Origin of the sequence: Wenyingzhuangia gilva, assembly GCF_030519655.1 — a bacterium.
Lineage (GTDB): Bacteria > Bacteroidota > Bacteroidia > Flavobacteriales > Flavobacteriaceae > Wenyingzhuangia > Wenyingzhuangia gilva.
In genome coordinates this window covers 1-18,058 of record NZ_JAUMIT010000011.1, presented here as the reverse complement: position 1 = coordinate 18,058, position 18,058 = coordinate 1, and the positions used below count along the sequence as shown (strand labels likewise).

17 protein-coding genes are annotated in these 18,058 nt (G+C 28.1%); all 17 read left to right on the top strand.

Features of this window, described 5'->3' with window-relative positions; genetic code table 11:
- The first annotated feature begins 133 nt into the window (after positions 1-133).
- The 17 genes from QVZ41_RS13910 to QVZ41_RS13830 all read left to right on the top strand — a co-directional run bounded on the left by QVZ41_RS13910 (position 134) and on the right by QVZ41_RS13830 (position 17,645).
- A complete protein-coding gene (locus tag QVZ41_RS13910; protein ID WP_302885247.1) occupies positions 134-790 on the top strand; it encodes a hypothetical protein in 657 nt (218 codons plus the stop codon).
- A gap of 207 nt (positions 791-997) precedes the next feature.
- On the top strand, positions 998-1,867 hold the full coding sequence (locus QVZ41_RS13905; RefSeq protein ID WP_302885246.1) for a hypothetical protein: 870 nt from the start codon (positions 998-1,000) through the stop codon (positions 1,865-1,867).
- Between the two features lie 200 nt (positions 1,868-2,067).
- Positions 2,068-2,688 carry a hypothetical protein gene (locus QVZ41_RS13900; RefSeq protein ID WP_302885245.1) on the top strand — a complete coding sequence of 207 codons (621 nt, stop codon included), beginning with the start codon at positions 2,068-2,070 and terminating at the stop codon, positions 2,686-2,688.
- 100 nt (positions 2,689-2,788) lie between these two features.
- Positions 2,789-3,538: a hypothetical protein gene (locus QVZ41_RS13895; RefSeq protein ID WP_302885244.1), complete on the top strand. Its 750-nt coding sequence runs from the start codon at positions 2,789-2,791 to the stop codon at positions 3,536-3,538.
- 223 nt (positions 3,539-3,761) lie between these two features.
- Positions 3,762-4,319 carry a hypothetical protein gene (locus QVZ41_RS13890; protein WP_302885243.1) on the top strand — a complete coding sequence of 186 codons (558 nt, stop codon included), beginning with the start codon at positions 3,762-3,764 and terminating at the stop codon, positions 4,317-4,319.
- Between the two features lie 253 nt (positions 4,320-4,572).
- Positions 4,573-5,196 (top strand): hypothetical protein, encoded by a 624-nt coding sequence (locus tag QVZ41_RS13885; RefSeq protein WP_302885242.1) that lies wholly within the window; start codon positions 4,573-4,575, stop codon positions 5,194-5,196.
- A gap of 144 nt (positions 5,197-5,340) precedes the next feature.
- The gene (locus tag QVZ41_RS13880) at positions 5,341-6,072 is read left to right on the top strand and encodes a hypothetical protein (RefSeq protein ID WP_302885241.1); all 732 of its coding nucleotides are present in this window, start codon (positions 5,341-5,343) and stop codon (positions 6,070-6,072) included.
- A gap of 535 nt (positions 6,073-6,607) precedes the next feature.
- Positions 6,608-6,811 carry a hypothetical protein gene (locus QVZ41_RS13875; protein WP_302885240.1) on the top strand — a complete coding sequence of 68 codons (204 nt, stop codon included), beginning with the start codon at positions 6,608-6,610 and terminating at the stop codon, positions 6,809-6,811.
- Positions 6,812-7,053: 242 nt separating this feature from the next.
- Positions 7,054-8,112, top strand: a complete 1,059-nt coding sequence (locus QVZ41_RS13870; protein ID WP_302885239.1) for a type I restriction endonuclease — start codon at positions 7,054-7,056, stop codon at positions 8,110-8,112.
- A gap of 219 nt (positions 8,113-8,331) precedes the next feature.
- Positions 8,332-9,642, top strand: coding sequence for a TlpA disulfide reductase family protein (locus QVZ41_RS13865; RefSeq protein ID WP_302885237.1), 1,311 nt, complete (start codon positions 8,332-8,334; stop codon positions 9,640-9,642).
- A gap of 1,596 nt (positions 9,643-11,238) precedes the next feature.
- Positions 11,239-11,871 carry a hypothetical protein gene (locus tag QVZ41_RS13860; protein WP_302885236.1) on the top strand — a complete coding sequence of 211 codons (633 nt, stop codon included), beginning with the start codon at positions 11,239-11,241 and terminating at the stop codon, positions 11,869-11,871.
- A gap of 206 nt (positions 11,872-12,077) precedes the next feature.
- The gene (locus tag QVZ41_RS13855; RefSeq protein ID WP_302885235.1) at positions 12,078-12,992 is read left to right on the top strand and encodes a hypothetical protein; all 915 of its coding nucleotides are present in this window, start codon (positions 12,078-12,080) and stop codon (positions 12,990-12,992) included.
- A gap of 220 nt (positions 12,993-13,212) precedes the next feature.
- Positions 13,213-14,406, top strand: coding sequence for an AAA family ATPase (locus tag QVZ41_RS13850; protein WP_302885234.1), 1,194 nt, complete (start codon positions 13,213-13,215; stop codon positions 14,404-14,406).
- On the top strand, positions 14,399-14,983 hold the full coding sequence (locus QVZ41_RS13845) for a DUF4276 family protein (RefSeq protein ID WP_302885233.1): 585 nt from the start codon (positions 14,399-14,401) through the stop codon (positions 14,981-14,983). The genes QVZ41_RS13850 and QVZ41_RS13845 overlap by 8 nt, the downstream gene beginning before the upstream one ends.
- Positions 14,984-15,217: 234 nt before the next feature.
- Positions 15,218-15,895: a hypothetical protein gene (locus QVZ41_RS13840; RefSeq protein ID WP_302885232.1), complete on the top strand. Its 678-nt coding sequence runs from the start codon at positions 15,218-15,220 to the stop codon at positions 15,893-15,895.
- A 206-nt stretch (positions 15,896-16,101) separates the two neighbouring features.
- Positions 16,102-16,713, top strand: a complete 612-nt coding sequence (locus QVZ41_RS13835) for a tetratricopeptide repeat protein (protein WP_302885231.1) — start codon at positions 16,102-16,104, stop codon at positions 16,711-16,713.
- A gap of 293 nt (positions 16,714-17,006) precedes the next feature.
- Positions 17,007-17,645, top strand: a complete 639-nt coding sequence (locus QVZ41_RS13830) for a hypothetical protein (RefSeq protein ID WP_302885230.1) — start codon at positions 17,007-17,009, stop codon at positions 17,643-17,645.
- Positions 17,646-18,058 lie beyond the last annotated feature (413 nt).

Genomic DNA, 18,058 nt, shown 5'->3' with positions numbered 1-18,058 from the left:
CCAAATCTTGTTGATTTGGCTTTGTGAAAACAAAGAAACAAAACCAAACAAAAAGCTTCGGCTTAGTACGTGTCCGAAAATCTTGCCGATTTTCTTCCCGCACAAAGCCTAGCCAAACACGTTGCCATTAATTATGAAAATCACTCGCGAACAGATTTACGAAAAGGCAAATAGCGTTGTCAATTTAAAAGGAATGACTGGAAATGAAAGACTTTATGAAAGCGGTTTATTAGACGAATTTGATAAAGCAAAAAAAAATGACAAACATTTAGCAAGAACTATTCTACAAGCATTACAATTTGACGAATTATCAATAGGTCAGATTTTGGGAAATACCATTCAAAGTTTGAAATATCCAAACCCATGGGATTTTCCAAATAAATTATCAAACGGATTGAAAAACGAAAATAACGCAACTGTTGAATATTCAAATGAGAATGAAATTGCAATGGGCGGACCTTTGACTGGAACCTGCCAAATCCGAATAAATGGAAATGATGAAATTTTAATTGATAAATTTTGCGGAGGACAACCAATATGGAATCAAAACGGATTAAAATTAGCAATTCCGATTTGGGAAAGGTCTTTTATGAGAACAGTACAGCGTATTGGAGTATTTGATTTAGAAAAATTGACTCTAACTAAATTTAGAACAAAATTCAAAGTCTTGGATTTGAGAACTTTTAAGAATGATATTATCAGCGGATTTGATAGTCCAATACATAAAACTAAAGTTGTTAAATTTGACATTAAAAATGAGCGAATAAAATCGAGTATTCGGCTGAAATAACTAATGGCAACACCGGCTAAACTTCATGCGGGTTTTGTGCTAAATTCAAAGTTTTGTGTATATTTACTAAGTCGCCAAATCTTGTTGATTTGGCTTTGTGAAACCAAAGAAACAAAACCAAACAAAAAGCTTCGGCTTAGTACGTGTTCGAAAATCTGTCGATTTTCAAGCCCGCACAAAGCCTAGCCAAAACCGTTAGCTAAAAATATGAAAAAAATCAGTTTAGTTATTATATCACTCTCATTATTAAGCTGTAATGAAAATAATTTAATAAATATTGAAGAAGAAATTAATGAGAATGACACTATTCAAAATGTAAATAATTTTGAGGTTCAAGTATCTTCAGTTAATGACACTATTTTTATTGACAAACCAACAAATTTTAAAATAACTTCTGAGAAATTGTTTAACAGTTGTAAAATTATTTATTCTGAAACCAATAGTAGAACATTAAGCTTTGAGCCAACAACTGAATATATTTTCTGTGAAACAATTAACAAAAAACATGATACATTAAATATTATTGTAAATAAGTCTGATTCAATAAATCCAGGATTTAATCAAAATAAATATTACTTTGAATCTTTTAATAATAACGGGGTAAAAATAAATTCAATTGAATTTATATCTTTTGAAAATCAACAAACATTATTTGAAAATGATGAATTCAATAATAATGAGAAGTTTAAATATTTCCAATATTATATAAATAAATTTATTGAAGAATGTAGAACTCCATATTCAAAAATTGAGCAATGGTATTTTTCGAAACCATTAATACGAGGAAATAATTATTATTGGGATTTAAATAATGAAAATATTATTATAAATAATCCAACCTTAATTTTTGAAATAACTCCATATTATGTGGACAACGATAAAAACATTATATATAACCCTAAAATTGACCCTAACAATTTATTAGAAACCTCATATATAGATCCTTTTTATAGAGATAATAATGATAGTAATAGCATAGAGATACGCTTGAATAATTATAGAACTGAAAAAAGTAAAATTGTCTATTTTGAAAGAGCAGATTTAAAATTAAAGATTAAACTTGAATTAGAGTGGTAAAATATCTTTAGCTAACACCGGCTAAACTTCATGCGGGTTCTGTCCTACTCCAAAGTTTTGTGTATATTTACTAAGTCGCCAAATCTTGTTGATTTGGCTTTGTGAAATCAAAGAAACAAATCCAAACAAAAAGCTTCGGCTTAGTACGTGTTCGAAAATCTGGCCGATTTTCAACCCCGCACAAAGCCTAGCCAAAACCGTTGGCTTTAATTAAAAACGACCGAAAAATGACTCCAAAACAAGTCGAAAGAATTCAAAATAAAATCAAAAAAATTAAACATGAACTTGCTGCAGATAAAAAACATTGGGGAGGATTTTATCATGACGGTAGAGGACTTAGATATTTACCACCAGAATTATATTTAAAATTAAACGATTATTCTGGAGCTCTAAGATATTTTAATTGGTTTGACAAAAACTTCCCTGAAGATTCTGGATTTCCAATATTTCTCTTTGAATGGACAATTACCCTTTTCAAAAAGAAAAAAATTAAACTTGCTGAGAAAAAAGCTTTAGAAACATTTTATTCTAATACTTATTTAATTGACATGTTTTTAGGAAATGAATTACTACACTTTGATAAGTCCGAAAGTTCTAATTGGGAATACTCAAGTTTAGTAGAAAATTTAAAATATTCGAAAAACCAAGAAGAATTCAATGATTTTACTAAATGGTTGAAAAACTTTACAACAACTGAAACATTTTACGATTTTGCTAATAAATTCATTAAAATTGAGACAGAATTAAAAAATGAACCTGTCGGAAAGAAAAGATCAAATCTTGTTAATGAAAAATACAAATTACTTGAAAATCTGAAATAAAAAACTACAGCCAACACCGGCTAAACTTCATGCGGGTTTAGTTCTAAATCAAAGTTTTGTGTATATTTACTAAGTCGCCAAATCTTGTTGATTTGGCTTTGTGAAAACAAAGAAACAAAACCAAACAAAAAGCTTCGGCTTAGTACGTGTCCGAAAATCTGGCCGATTTTCTTCCCGCACAAAGCCTAGCCAAAACCGTTACCTGCAAGCTGAAAAAATGAAAATATATCAAGTCATAAGTGTTCTAATTATTGCAATATTCCTTTCAAGTTGTGGAATGTGCTCAATAGAAGGAATGAAAAATAATATTGATGAAAAATCAAATGAAATAGTTGACTTAAAAAACTACTTCAGTGACATAGTGCCAGAAAATTATACTGTAAGGATTCAATATAATTCCTCAAATAATATCGACTTATTTGTTTATGAACCAATTGGAAATTCAACGAAAAGAGAACAATTATTCGGACAATGGGATGTCTACATAGATAATTATATTGAAACGCCACAAACCGAATATGAAAAGAATTATGGTGGTAAGACTAAGTCTTTAGAATTAGTTAAAAATAAGCTGAATTGGAATCGAGAAACTTTTAACAATCTCTATGATAAATTAGAGAAAGCTAATTGCATCGGAATTAGTAATAGAAATCCCGTTGAAATTGAATACGGATTTAGCGGTATGGCACTGCTAAGTTTTTCTGTATTTGATGAGAATTTAACTGCTGAACAACAAGAAGAATACTCAGATGATTGTATGAGTATGTTTTATAAAGAAAATATAGTTTTAAATTATGGAAGTGGAGCAACTGGAAGTCTATGTACACCTGAATTTAAAAGAAAAATATAAAGCCAGCAGGTAACACCGGCTAAACTTCATGCGGGTTCTGTGCTTTCTCAAAGTTTTGTGTATATTTACTAGGTCGCCAAATCTTATTGATTTGGCTTTGTGAAACCTAAGAAACAAAACCAAACAAAAAGCTTCGGCTTAGGTGCGTGTTCGAAAATCTTGCCGATTTTCTTCCCGCACAAAGCCTAGCCAAAACCGTTGCCCACAATACGAAAATACTGCCGTGAAATATTTAATTCAAATTATAATTAGCTGTTTAATCCTTATTTTTGGATTCTTTGTAATTGATATGAATTCCTTTGCTAAAGGGGTAAAATTAGATGCTGAGAATAATACATTTGAAATATTACAAAAAGACTCTGTTCTAATTGTTGAAATAAAATCAATTGAAAATCAACTTGAAGGAGTTTATGAATATGAGTACGAGAACAATACTGAAGCTCTAGTCGAAAATCATTATATACAATTTGAGAAAAATAGGATAATTTACTTTGGAACGACTGATGATTTTGACCAAGCTAGAGAAGGATATTTTCCAGGTTTCTTTATGAAAGAAATTTATGACTTTAAAATTGCAGGAAACCAATTTAGCTTCTCTTTGAAAGTGAATAATAACGAATTCTTTGAGAAAGCAATAACTCCATACTTGAAACCTAATCAAAACCCAAAATGGACAATTGGAGTTAGTAGTTTCGAAAGATTTTATAAAGGGCAAATTATTGAAAACAAACTAATTATTGAAACTAATGGGTTTGAAAAAAGAGTTTTTGTAAAAAAGTAAAGTGGGCAACACCGGCTAAACTTCATGCGGGTTCTGTTCTTTCTCAAAGTTTTGTGTATATTTACTAAGTCGCCAAATCTTGTTGATTTGGCTTTGTGAAATCAAAGTAACAAAACAAAACAAAAAGCTTCGGCTTAGTACGTGTTCGAAAATCTTGCCGATTTTCTTCCCACACAAAGCCTAGCCAAAACCGTTGTATTTAATGGTCGAAAATTAATGCTCATTGAAAACAATTAAACTTAAAATTTCATCTATGAAAACTTATATTACTTTATTAATAATTACTATTTCAATTTCTTTACAAGCACAAAAAATTGATTTGAAAAAGATTCATAATGTAGAAGCTAAAATAGGTTTACCAGAATACCCAATAGATAAAACAACATTGCCCGAAATTATATCTGCTTTTGGAAATAATTATGAACAAGTACCAAACAGAAATTTTATAAATGGAAAAGTAAAAGAAGGGTTTAATTTTCCAATATTTCTTGAAATAAAATATAAAACAATGGGAGTTTCTATTTATTATTTTGCGCAAGACAGTTCTCAGACAATTAAAGCAATTAAGTTTAGTAAACCATTTAAAGTTAAAACTAAAACAAATATTATTCTCGGAAAATCAACCTTAGGTGACGTTCTAAAACTTTATGATAATAAAAAAAATATAATACATATATCTAAAAATAAAAATAAAGTTCCTGCCAGAGCTTCTATTAATCAACATAAAGTAGCTTTTACAGGAATTGCTTTTGCTTCTGAATTAATTAATCACACTAATGAAAGGTTTCCGTATAAAGATGGTGAACTTGAAAGTCAAATTGTCGATGAGATTTATATCTCAAACATTGACTATTTAAATATGAAGTTCAGTCAGTAATTAAAATATTAGATTTCAACACTTAAAATATTTGAGGCCATAAACCACTAAAATACAACACCGGCTAAACTTCATGCGGGTTCTGTGCTTTCTCAAAGTTTTGTGTATATTTACTAAGTCGCCAAATCTTGTTGATTTGGCTTTGTGAAACCACAAAAAACAAATCCAAACAAAAAGCTTCGGCTTAGTTGCGTGTTCGAAAATCTAGCCGATTTTCAATCCCGCACAAAGCCTAGCCAAAACCGTTGTACACAAGCAAAAATGAAAAAAATAGAGCATTTATTTATTGGAATTTTATTTCTTTTAATTGCATTTTATTTTTTTGGTTCTCAAATATTTACATCAGAAAACTCACTAATTGAAAATAAAGGAAAAGTTAATAACTCAAAAGTATTTTATGAAAAAGTAAAAGATAAATATGGGGCTGAATCAGTTAGAGCTACTTTAATAATTAGTCTTTTAAACGACAATAAGGTCTACATAATGAGAGAAAATATCGGACAATGTTCTGAATTTAAAAGTACACAACAAACTGAGTATAATGAAATAAATTATAACCGAAAATCAATCTTAGAATATCCAAAAAACACTTCAAACTGTTATAGTTTAACCTATGAGACAATCAACCGAAAAATAAATAAAACCAAAGAAATATCAATTTTTATAAATAGAAATGAACTTAAAGAAAAAGAACCTTATGTTTATAAAATTATTTCAACCGATAATAAAGTTTTATACTCATTAAATCAATCGAAAAGAATTCCTTTATATGGTTTTTGGATAATTTCCATATTTAGTATTTTCGAAATATTAATGTTTTTGAGAATTAATTACGGAATAAAACTAAAGAAAATCATCATAAAAAAACTGAATTAGCCAGTGTACAACACCGGCTAAAATTAATGCGGGCTTGAGTTTTAACTCCAATGTTTTTTCTATATTTACTAGGTCGCCAAATCTTGTTGATTTGGCTTTGTTAAACTAAAAGAAACAAATCCAAACAAAAAGCTTCAGCTTAGTACGTGTTCGAAAATCTTGGCGATTTTCACCCGCACTAATCCTAGCCAAAACCGTTGTGCTTAATGCGAGAAAAACGAATAAATGAATGTAAATATTCCTGAAATAGAACTTAAACGTATTAATACAAAGACTTCCTGAATTAAAAAGATTAATTGAAGAAGATGACTCTTTTATTGAAAGTGGAATCTATAAGAAAATTTTCATTTGTGTATTTGACCATTGGTTATCACAAGAAGAAGCTGAAAATAAAATTTTCATTGATGAAGATTCAGAAGAACTTAAAAATCGGAGACAAAAATTTAAATCCTTTATAGAAAGTGTTTATAACCAAACTGAACTGTACAAATGGAGATATAAAAGACATTATCGATTCCATATTCAAAAACCAACTTTGCTAAAAGACGTTATCAGGAAATGTGATTTTGAAAATTTGTGGTCTCAAAGTGGACGAAGATATAGTTTTTTATTGCCTGAATATTCAGCAGTGTATGCCGAAGAATGGGATTGGACAAACATCATATGGTATACTGACAGAGAAAAAATTGAACCTTTATTAAAGGAAGCTAAAAATGTAGGACTTTATATATTGGAATAAACACTAAGCACAACACCGGCTAAACTTCATGCGGGTTTGGTTCTAACTTCAAAGTTTTGCTTATATTTACTAGGTCGCCAAATCTTGTTGATTTGGCTTTGTGAAATCAAAAGAAACAAATCCAAACAAAAAGCTTCGGCTTAGTACGTGTTCGAAAATCTTGTCGATTTTCAACCCCGCACAAAGCCTAGCCAAAACCGTTGCCAAAAATTTCGAAAAAAATAATTTAATAAAAAATAGATATGGAATTACACTCTCAATTAAAAGGATTATCTGAGAAAATTGAACAATTAAAAGATAAAATTGAAACAGAGGAAGCTACAAAAAATGCTTTTATTATGCCTTTCATAAACATTTTAGGCTATGATATTTTTAACCCTACAGAAGTAATACCAGAATTTACAGCAGATTTAGGATTAAAAAAAGGTGAAAAAGTAGATTATGCTATTTTCCAAAATGAAAATCCTATTTTAATTATTGAGTGTAAAAATTGGAAACAAGATTTAAATATTCATAACTCTCAATTGTTTAGATATTTTCACGTTACTAAAACAAGATTTGCACTTCTTACAAATGGAATTATATACAAATTTTACACAGATTTAGATGAAACAAACAAAATGGACGAAAAACCATTTTTAGAATTTGATATAACTAAACTTAAAGAAAATACAATTAAAGAAATTGAGAAATTTCATAAATCAAAATTTAATGTTTCACAAATTGTAGATAATGCAAGTAATCTTAAATACACTAGAGAAGTTAAATCTTTAATTGATGAAGAAATTACTAATCCAACACAAGAATTTATAAAATTATTCGCTAACAGAGCTTATGGTGGTCGTTTAACAGCTAAAATAATGGAAGAATTTACAGAAATAGTAAATAAAGCTTTCAACCAAATTATTAGTGAAAAAGTTAATGATAGATTAAATTCTGCATTAAACAAGGAACAAGAAAAACAACAAGCGGAAGAAGAAGTAATTGAAGAATCTCCAAAAAGTAAAATTGAAACTACTGAAGAAGAAATAGAAGGTTATCAAATTGTAGTTGCAATATTGAGAAGAAAATTACCAAAAGCTAGAATTGTATACAGGGACACACAATCATATTTTGGAATTTTATTAGACGATAATAATAGAAAGCCTATTTGTAGACTTCATTTAAATGGAGGTATAAAATATATAAGTTTATTTGATCAAGACAAAAATGAACTAAAGGAAAAAATTGAAACAATTGATGATATTTACAATTTTGAAAATCAATTATTAAATACAATTGACAATTACATAAATGAATAAAAAACTTTTGGCAACACCGGCTAAACTTCATGCGGGTTCTGTGCTTTCTCAAAGTTTTGTGTATATTTACTAAGTCGCCAAATCTTGTTGATTTGGCTTTGTGAAACCAAAGAAACAAATCCAAACAAAAAGCTTCGGCTTTGTGCGTGTTCGAAAATCTTATCGATTTTCAAGCCCGCACAAAGCCTAGCCAAAATCGTTGGAAACAATTACTAAACAATGAAAAACACTATTTCAATTTTAACTTTATTACTACTAGTTTCTTGTAATATAAAACAAAAAGACAGTTGTAATTTTAAAGGAAAAACCGACAACTTAAAAGACGGAACGAAGTTATATTTAGTAAGTCCACTAACTAATAAAAGAGTAGATTCTTCTGTAGTAAAAAATAATTCATTTTTGTTTGAAATTGAATTAGAAAACGCTCCATCATTGCTTGTATTAGAAAACAAATCTGAATATAAATATTTGTGGTTAGAAAACAGCACAATGACTTTTGATGCTTCTAATACAAGTTTTAACGATGCTAAAATTACAGGTTCAAAAACACAAGATATATTTCAAAAACTAAACGATACTAAAAAAAGCCTCTCTGAAAAAGAAAAACTAAAAGTAGATATTGAGTTTATTGAAAAAAATCCTGAAAGTAATATTAGCAGTGCTTTATTAGCGTTCAACATGTATGCACTTGGCAAAGAAAAAAGCACTGCTTTTTTTAAAAAATTATCATTAAACAACAAAAACTCTGAGTTTGGAAAGGTAATTGCGGATTATATCAAATTAAATGAATATGTAAAAATTGGAGACCATTTCATAGATTTTGAAATGAATGATATTAATGGTAATTCTAAAAAACTCTCCACTTTTAAAGGAAAAACAATACTTCTTGAATTTTGGGCTTCTTGGTGTGTACCTTGTCGTCAAGAAAATCCAAACCTTTTAAAAACTTACGAAGAATTCAACACTAAAGGATTTGAAATATTTGCTGTATCCCTAGATAATAATAAGAATAATTGGATAAAAGCAATTAAGGAAGATAATCTCAAATGGGAAAACGTAAGTGACTTAAAAGGAAATTCAAATACTGCTGCATTTACTTATGGAGTTCATAGTGTGCCAAATAATTTTTTAATTGACGAAAATGGGCTTATTATAGCTCAAAACGTAAGGGGAAATGAATTACATAATAAACTAACAGAAATTTTTTATTCTGATAGATTTAATTCTCTAGACAAAATTAGTTCTAAATTTTTTAAAGCAGTAAATACATCTAATTTTGAACAAATAAAAGCCTTTTTTTCTGCTTCAATATTAGAACAATTAACAGATAGTGTACTTCAATCTATAATTAATAAGATTAATTATTCTGACGAGATTAAGTTTGTTGATTCTAAAGTTATATCTGGAAAGAATAATACTTCTAACCTAAGACTTAGTTATAAACATTCGAAAGAAAAACTTTATTATATACATATAGTTTATAATAAAGCAAATAAAATAGAAAACATATACTTTGAAAACATTAAATAGACGAATTAAAAAAATAACAGTTGCCAACACCGTGTAAAAATAATTGCTTGGTTCTAGCCTACTTGGAAAACCTTGCGGATTTTTCTATGGTTCGTACCATTTTTAGTAAGTTAGTTGCTCGCACACGCAACTATCCTTACACAAACACGTTACCTAAAATAAAATCGTAGCAGCGTTTTCCGTTGAATTATTACTATAATTTGAAACTTTTTACTACTCTCCTATTTTGAAATTTATCATAAATAAAATATCATTTTCTTGTCTGAAAATTATTCACTTTTTTGTTGTGTATAAAAATTTAAGCAAAATATCTCTTTAAATAAATTAACATTTTTATTGCTGAAAAAACATAGAATTCCTGACAAAAAAGTTGGGTTTAAAAAACCATAACTGCTAAAAACATTAAGTTTTTGAGAAATTATTTAAACTTAAAAACTCATGTTTTCTTGATAAATAAACAACAGTAAAAACGTATAGGAAATTATCGTAGGTTCGTAAAATTACTAGTTTTTGAAACATTAACTAAACATAAAAAGTTATCTAGTTCTTGATAAATTAAAACAGTAGAAACGTGTAGGAAATTATCGTAGTTGTGTGAAATCATATTTCTTTTGAAAAATTATCATGATTAAGAACTTTAACAATTCTAAATTTTTGTAGCTGTGTGAAGTAAATACTTTCTTTGAAACTTTACTTTTTTAACATGACATTTTTAATCAAAAAATCAGTTTGAAAAATACTATAGGTAACACCGGCTAAACTTCATGCGGGTTTTGTGCTTACTTCAAAGTTTTGTGTATATTTACTATGTCGCCAAATCTTGTTGATTTGGCTTTGTGATAACAAAAGAAACAAAACCAAACAAAAAGCTTCGGCTTAGTTGCGTGTTCGAAAATCTTGTCGATTTTCTTCCCGCACAAAGCCTAGCCAAAACCGTTAACTTAAACAGCGCTGAAATTCCTGTTGGAATTTTTCGCAGTGGTTTAAATGAAAGGTTTTTTATCTATTTGAAATCAATGCTCACGCAAAATTTTTAAATCTGAAACTTTGTTTTTAACTGAAAACTAAAAACTTTTAATCGTTGCGTTTTAAACTGTGCGCTAAAATTGTTTCATTGAAAATTAATCGGTAGTCGATATATTTTAAACCATCTTTTCGCTGAAAATTAGAACGTTTTAAACTGTACGCATAAGTTTTGTTTGAGAAGTTTAGATCATTTGATAAATTTTATTGGCTGAGAAAAATAGCTTTTAATCATTACGTTCTGAACTGTGCGCTAAATGTCTTCGTTAATAATGAATCTTTAATCGATAAATATTTACAGGGAAAACGTGAAAATTATCGTAGAAACGCGATTTTAATGTCGTTACGCTTAAATCGGAAAATGCTGTTTTTCAATTCAATATTTCTTTGTGAAAAACTGCATAAGTTAACACCGGCTAACAAACAAAGCTAATTTTGTGCTTTCCCAAGGTTAGTTTTCTTCTTTTTTCTGTATTTTAGGTCGAAAATTAATCGGCTTATCAAACGCTTCGTTTGCTAGCCAAAACCGTTAGCTTTAATTACTCTGCTGATTTAAAAAAAACTAGAATTCAAATGGAGACAACACAAAAAGTTTTTTTAGACAACTTAGCTGTAACTCAAAAATATATAACTAAATATAAATTGAGTGAAAATCAAACAACCGATTTAAGAACTTTGAATTTTAAAATTGATAATGAGTATATTTTTAAGTTTGAAAAATATGATGCTTCCTACAATCAAGAATCATTCATAACTACAAAATGGATAAATAACCCAATAAATGAAAAAACTACCATTCTAAATATTTTCGACAAACAAATACATTTGAAAAGAGAAGCTTTAGTAGGCGATTATGAAGTTGAAGTATCTGGTAGAATATTAATATCCAATTATTACGATGCTCTCTGGGAAGGGTATTGTGAAATTGTGACAGAAGGTTTTGCTGACGAACATGATTTATTACCTATAGATACATGGTTTCATCTTGAAAACGGCTTACTTTATTCGTGGATACCAGAGGAATATATTGAAATTGCCTCCGATTGTATTTGGGCAAGTTCTACTGATATTTTTAAATGGCACGAAAAAGAAATCTCAGATTTTTTTAAAGTTAAAGAGAAACCATTAGTTAAAGAGATAAAAATTGAAAAAAAAGAACCAGTAAAGAAAGTTAGTATATTAAAAAAATGGTTTGGAAAAAACTAAAGCTAACACCGGCTAAACTTCATGCGGGTTTAGTGCTTTCTCAAAGTTTTGTATATATTTACTAAGTCGCCAAATCTTGTTGATTTGGCTTTGTGAAATCAAAGAAACAAAACCAAACAAAAAGCTTCGGCTTAGTACGTGTTCGAAAATCTTGTCGATTTTCAACCCCGCACAAAGCCTAGCCAAAACCGTTGTACACAATTAAAATGAAAAAAATTTTAGTCTTAATATTCTTTTCTGTAACTCTATTTTCTTGTAAGTCTGAAAAAAAATCAATTAGGAAAGAAATTAATACTGAAACCTTTGAAACATCAAATTTTGAATTAATTAAAACCATTGGTGACACAAAAGCTGTATTAATTTTGTTTGGTGGTTTCGGAGAAAATCCAACAGATATTAAACGAGAATTTAAAATTCTAGACATTACCAAAAAAAATCAAATCACTTTGATATTAATGAATTATAGTAAAAAGTTATGGCTTGAAGAATTTGAAAAAAAAGAACTTGCTAAACTTTTACAAGAAACTTTAGAAAAGCATAATTTAAACAAAAAAGATATTTACATCGGAGGTTTTTCAAGTGGTGGAATAATGAGTTTACAAATTAGCAACTATATAATTGGAATGAAAGAGTTTTATATAGATCCTAAAGGAGTTTTTATTGTTGACTCACCAATTGACTTATTAGAATTGTATAAAGCTTCTAAAAAGAATATTTCAAGAGATTTCTCAAGTGTATCTGTTGAGGAAAGTAAATGGCTAATTAATACTTTAGAAAAAAAACTAGGCAATCCAGAAAAAGGAATTTCTAAATATGAAAAATATTCTACTTACACCCTTGAAACAGATTATATTAAAAATCTAAAAAAACTTAATAAAACAAAAATCAGATTATATACTGAACCTGATACTATTTGGTGGAAAGAGAATCGAATGGCAGATTATGAACAAATGAATGCTTTTCACATAAAAAAATTATACGAATCTTTAAAAAGACATAACTTTAAAGAAGTAGAATATATTCCTACCAAAAACAAAGGTTATAGAGCTGACGGAGAAAGACATCCTCATAGTTGGTCAATTATTAATAAAGAAGATTTAATTAATTGGATACTAAATTAAAATAACTGTGTACAACACCGGCTAAACTTCATGCGGGTTTCCGTCCTATTTCAAAGTTTTGTGTATATTTACTAGGTCGCCAAATCTTGTTGATTTGGCTTTGTGAAAACAAAGAAACAAAACCAAACAAAAAGCTTCGGCTTAGTACGTGTTCGAAAATCCGCAGATTTTCAATCCCGCACAAAGCCTAGCCAAAACCGTTGGGCATAATATAAACGAAATGAAAATATTTAAATTTGAAATAAGAAATTATAGGTCATGTATTCATACAGTATTCAATATGAATGAAAACTTAACAGCATTAATTGGAATTAATGGTGTTGGTAAAAGTAACATCTTATACGGGCTTCAATTATTCAATAAAATAAAAAGTAACCGTCGTTTTTTTAATGAAATTGCTAAAGAAGAGTTTTCAAAAACTCAAATAAATCTCGAAATATATATTAATAATAGGATGACATTTGTTAGGGCTGATTTCTATTACGAAACAAATGAAAGAAATATTGATGTTATAAATTTCTATGAAATTAAATATAGATTTGAAGGAAGTAATGCTAGAAAATGGAATAAAATTATTCCAGAAGCTTATGACATATCAGAATTCATTGATGAAAAAAGAAATTTTCAAGATTTACCTAAAAGATATCAAAATGAATCAATTAAATTTTCTGTTGATTTAATTAAAAGCTTAGCTAATATAAGTTATTACAGCGCAACTCAATTTTCTGACCCAAGTAAATGCCCTGTATCATTAGAATTAAGTGATTTCCGAATTTCTTCTCAAAGAAGAAAATCTGATGTCCATGAAAAATTTATACATGATTTATATACTGCAAAAAAAACATCATTACCTACCTTCAATTTATTCCTTAATACAGTTGGTGAAAGTGGATTGGAGTTGATACAAGATATAAAATTTCATGTCCATCAAATACCAAGTAGCTCATATAAAGTAAAAACTGGTGGTGAAATTCAAAAAATAGAAAATTTCAAAAAAATTATTGTCCCTTCAATAAAAATTGATGGTTTGAGTTTATCACCAAACCAATTATCTGAAGGTACCTTTAAAACTTTAGCTCTTGTATTTTACATTCTAAATGATAGTAGCGATGTTTTACTGATAGAAGAACCTGAAGTAAGTGTACATCATGGGTTGCTGAATAGTATAATTGAACTTGTTAAACAACAATCACATCAAAAACAAATAATAATAAGTACTCATTCAGATTATGTGCTTGACATGCTAAAACCAAATAATATTTTACTTGTAAATAAAAAAGAAAATCAAGGGACAAAAGCTCAATCATTAACTAAAACTTTATCTAAAAATGAATATAAAGTTTTAAAAGAATATTTGCAAACATCAGGGAATTTAGGGGAATATTGGAAAGAAGGAGGGTTTGACGATGAGTAAAAAGAAAATAAAATGTATTGGATTAATTGTTGAAGATAACAGTGACTTCGACTCTTTTAAAAAAATAATATCAAGAATAACTAATAAAAGTAATTTATCCTTTAAAAAAGCAATAGGAAATGGTTGTGGGAAAATTAAAAGGAAAGCATCTAGTTATGCTAATATTTTACATCAAAGAGGTTGCGATATGATTATATTAGTTCATGATTTAGATAGAAATAATTTAGCAGTTCTTAAATCTGAACTAAATACATCTATAAAAAATAGTCCTGCAAAATATAACTATGTATGTGTTCCAGTTGAAGAAATAGAAGGTTGGTTTTTAAGTGATCCTATGGGAATAAAAAATTCATTAAAACTCTATTTGAAACCCAAAATATCTAGTTTACCTGAAAACATTGCTTCACCAAAAGAAAAAATTGGAGAATTAGTTTACCAATGTTCTAATAAAACAAAAATATATTTAAATACTAAACACAATTCAATACTTGCAGATTCAATTTCAATTGAAGAAATGAAGAAAAAATGTAATTCATTTAATGAATTTTATGATTTCATTAATCAATATGATTATTAATTAATAAATACTATGCCCAACACCGGCTAAACTTCATGCGGGTTCTGTGCTTTCTCAAAGTTTTGTGTATATTTACTAAGTCGCCAAATCTTGTTGATTTGGCTTTGTGAAACCAAAAGAAACAAATCCAAACAAAAAGCTTCGGCTTAGTCCGTGTTCGAAAATCTTGTCGATTTTCAATCCCGTACAAAGCCTAGCCAAAACCGTTGGTAGTAATTAAAAACCAGAAATGAAATGGCATTTATAATGGGAATCATTTTAGGAATAATAATTCCTATTATTTTAATATTCATTGTTAGTTCTATTATAGCTCTTATATCAGGAATTTTAACATACTTTTTATCTAACAATGAAAAAAAGAAAAGAAAAGTATTTATTGCTGTTGTTGCTCCTTTTCAAATTTTATATTCTTTTTTTTTCATCTTATTAATTGGAGGACTAGTTATTTCTGAAACTAAAAATATAGACATTGGAATTGGAGATTCTTGGTATGTACCATTGAATAATTCTTGTGAAATATTAATGATTGATATTACTGACAAAGCTTTTCTAAAATGTAATGAAGAAACTTTATTAAGCGACATTACTGACTTACAATTGAAAAATAATAAAGTTTATGGAAAAACAAATAATAACAAATATTTTAGTTTAAACCTGAATAATAATATTACTCAACATTATTTAAATGAGAATGACCTAAAAGAAAGTGAGAATATAACTGTTTTAGACTTACAAAAAACGAATGATTTTTATAACAATCGAAAATGGGAATTAACAGAGTATTTGATAATTCTAGATTTCATATTAGCTGTATTTTTTTCTGTTATTGGATTTTTTATTTTGTTCAGAATTACACTTCATGGATGGAAATTAAATTTTAATAAGAAAAAAACTACTACCAACACCGGCTAAACTTCATGCGGGTTTAGTTCTAAATCAAAGTTTTGTGTATATTTACTAAGTCGCCAAATCTTGTTGATTTGGCTTTGTGAAATCAAAGAAACAAATCCAAACAAAAAGCTTCGGCTTAGTCCGTAATCGAAAATCTGGCCGATTTTCTTCCCGCACAAAGCCTAGCCAAAACCGTTGGCAAACATGAAAAATAAAACTTTGAAATTATGAGTGGAGGCGGTGGATTTATGCAATTCATGAACAATAGTTCGAAAAACAATAGAAGTTTATTGAAAAATAAAAATTCGTTTAAAGAAAAATCAAAGTACTTGAATGAAAAAAGCACAAAAAAATCAAAATTTGAAATAAAAGAAACTTCAGAAGAAGAACTAAAAATTATACGTGAAAAACGAATTATTGAAAAAGAAAAAACAATAAAAAGTATATACTTATTTTCTTCTCTTGCAATATTATGTATTTCATTTTTCATCTATATAAATTTCTTTAGTAACCATGAAAATGTGAAACCTAATAAAACTCAAATTAAATTACAAAACGAATATTATTTTAGTTTAAAAATTGGTGAAATGTACGCTAAAAGTAAAAAATGGAAAATAGCAATCCAAAATTATGAATCCGCTATTAAAAGTTACCCTGAAGGCTACAAAGCTCATTTTAAACTGATATGGACTTTAATACAGATATGTGACTCCAAAGATAATATCGAAAACTGTAAGGAAGCTATGAGACGTTATGAAAGAGCTAAACTATTATTTCCTGAAAAAGAAAGTGAATTGAACGAATTATTAAACGATATTAAAATAGCTAGTAAACATTAAGTAAACTCTATTTCGAATACTTATTAGAAAAAACGTTAGCCAACACCGGCTAAACTTCATGCGGGTTTAGTTCTAAATCAAAGTTTTGTGTATATTTACTAAGTTGCCAAATCTTGTTGATTTGGCTTTGTGAAAACCAAAGAAACAAAACCAAACAAAAAGCTTCGGCTTAGTACGTGTTCGAAAATCTCGTCGATTTTCAATCCCGCACAAAGCCTAGCCAAAACCGTTGGCAAATATTTAAAAATGAAAACTTTATATATATTTTTAATTAAATTATATTTCGAAAATTAATGAAAAACAATCATAGAAATTTAAAAAAAGAAATTTTAATTTTTACGATAAGTCTTTTTGTAATTGTTTCATTTATAGTTGTATTATATAAAACATACCAATACAAAGATTATGAAAGTTGGAACAATAAAAAGATTGTTGAAGTTGATGCTCTTGTTGTTGACAAAGAAATTGGTGGAGGAAAAGGATTACTACATTCGGTAATAAAATATACTATTAACGATACAATATATAAAACTAACATATCTGGTTATCACACTATTGGAGAAAGGTTAATGATTGAATGTGAATACAATAATTATAAAAATATTCGTATTCGAAAACTTCCTTTTTTTTTAGATTCTGAAGATTGTAGTTATGTATTAGGAAAAATAACTAAAGTTGAAAAAGGAGAAATCTATTTTACTTATTGGAACAACAATAAACCTATTGAGTATAAACACTCTATTTTTGGAGAGTTTTCAAAAAAACTTTTACCTATAAATAAAAAGAAATTATATGTAGTTCAGTTTTTAAAAAAGAATCCTAAAAGATCATTAATTCACTTAGATAAATCTGTAAATTATACTAACTATTGGTGGAAATATAATGTAAATAATAATGGAGAAATCTATAAATTAGAAAATGAAAAACATTAGCCAACACCGGCTAAACTTAATGCGGGTTTTGTGCCAAATTCAAAGTTTTGTCTATATTTACTAGGTCGCCAAATCTTGTTGATTTGGCTTTGTGAAATCAAAGAAACAAATCCAAACAAAAAGCTTCGGCTTAGTACGTGTTCGAAAATCTGGCCGATTTTCAATCCCGCACAAAGCCTAGCCAAAACCGTTGGCAAATATTTAAAAAAACGAAAAATCAATGTTTAACATGTGAGAAAAATGCTCGTAATTTTGAAAAAGAAGAAGAGTAACGAATAACACAAAATATTAAATACTTAGAATGAAAAAAATCTATTTTGTATTATGTCTAATAATGATAATTTCACAAAGTTGTAATAATAATGATTGTGGAGAATGTTTTACCCCTCCCGAAATATTTAGTTTCAAAATTG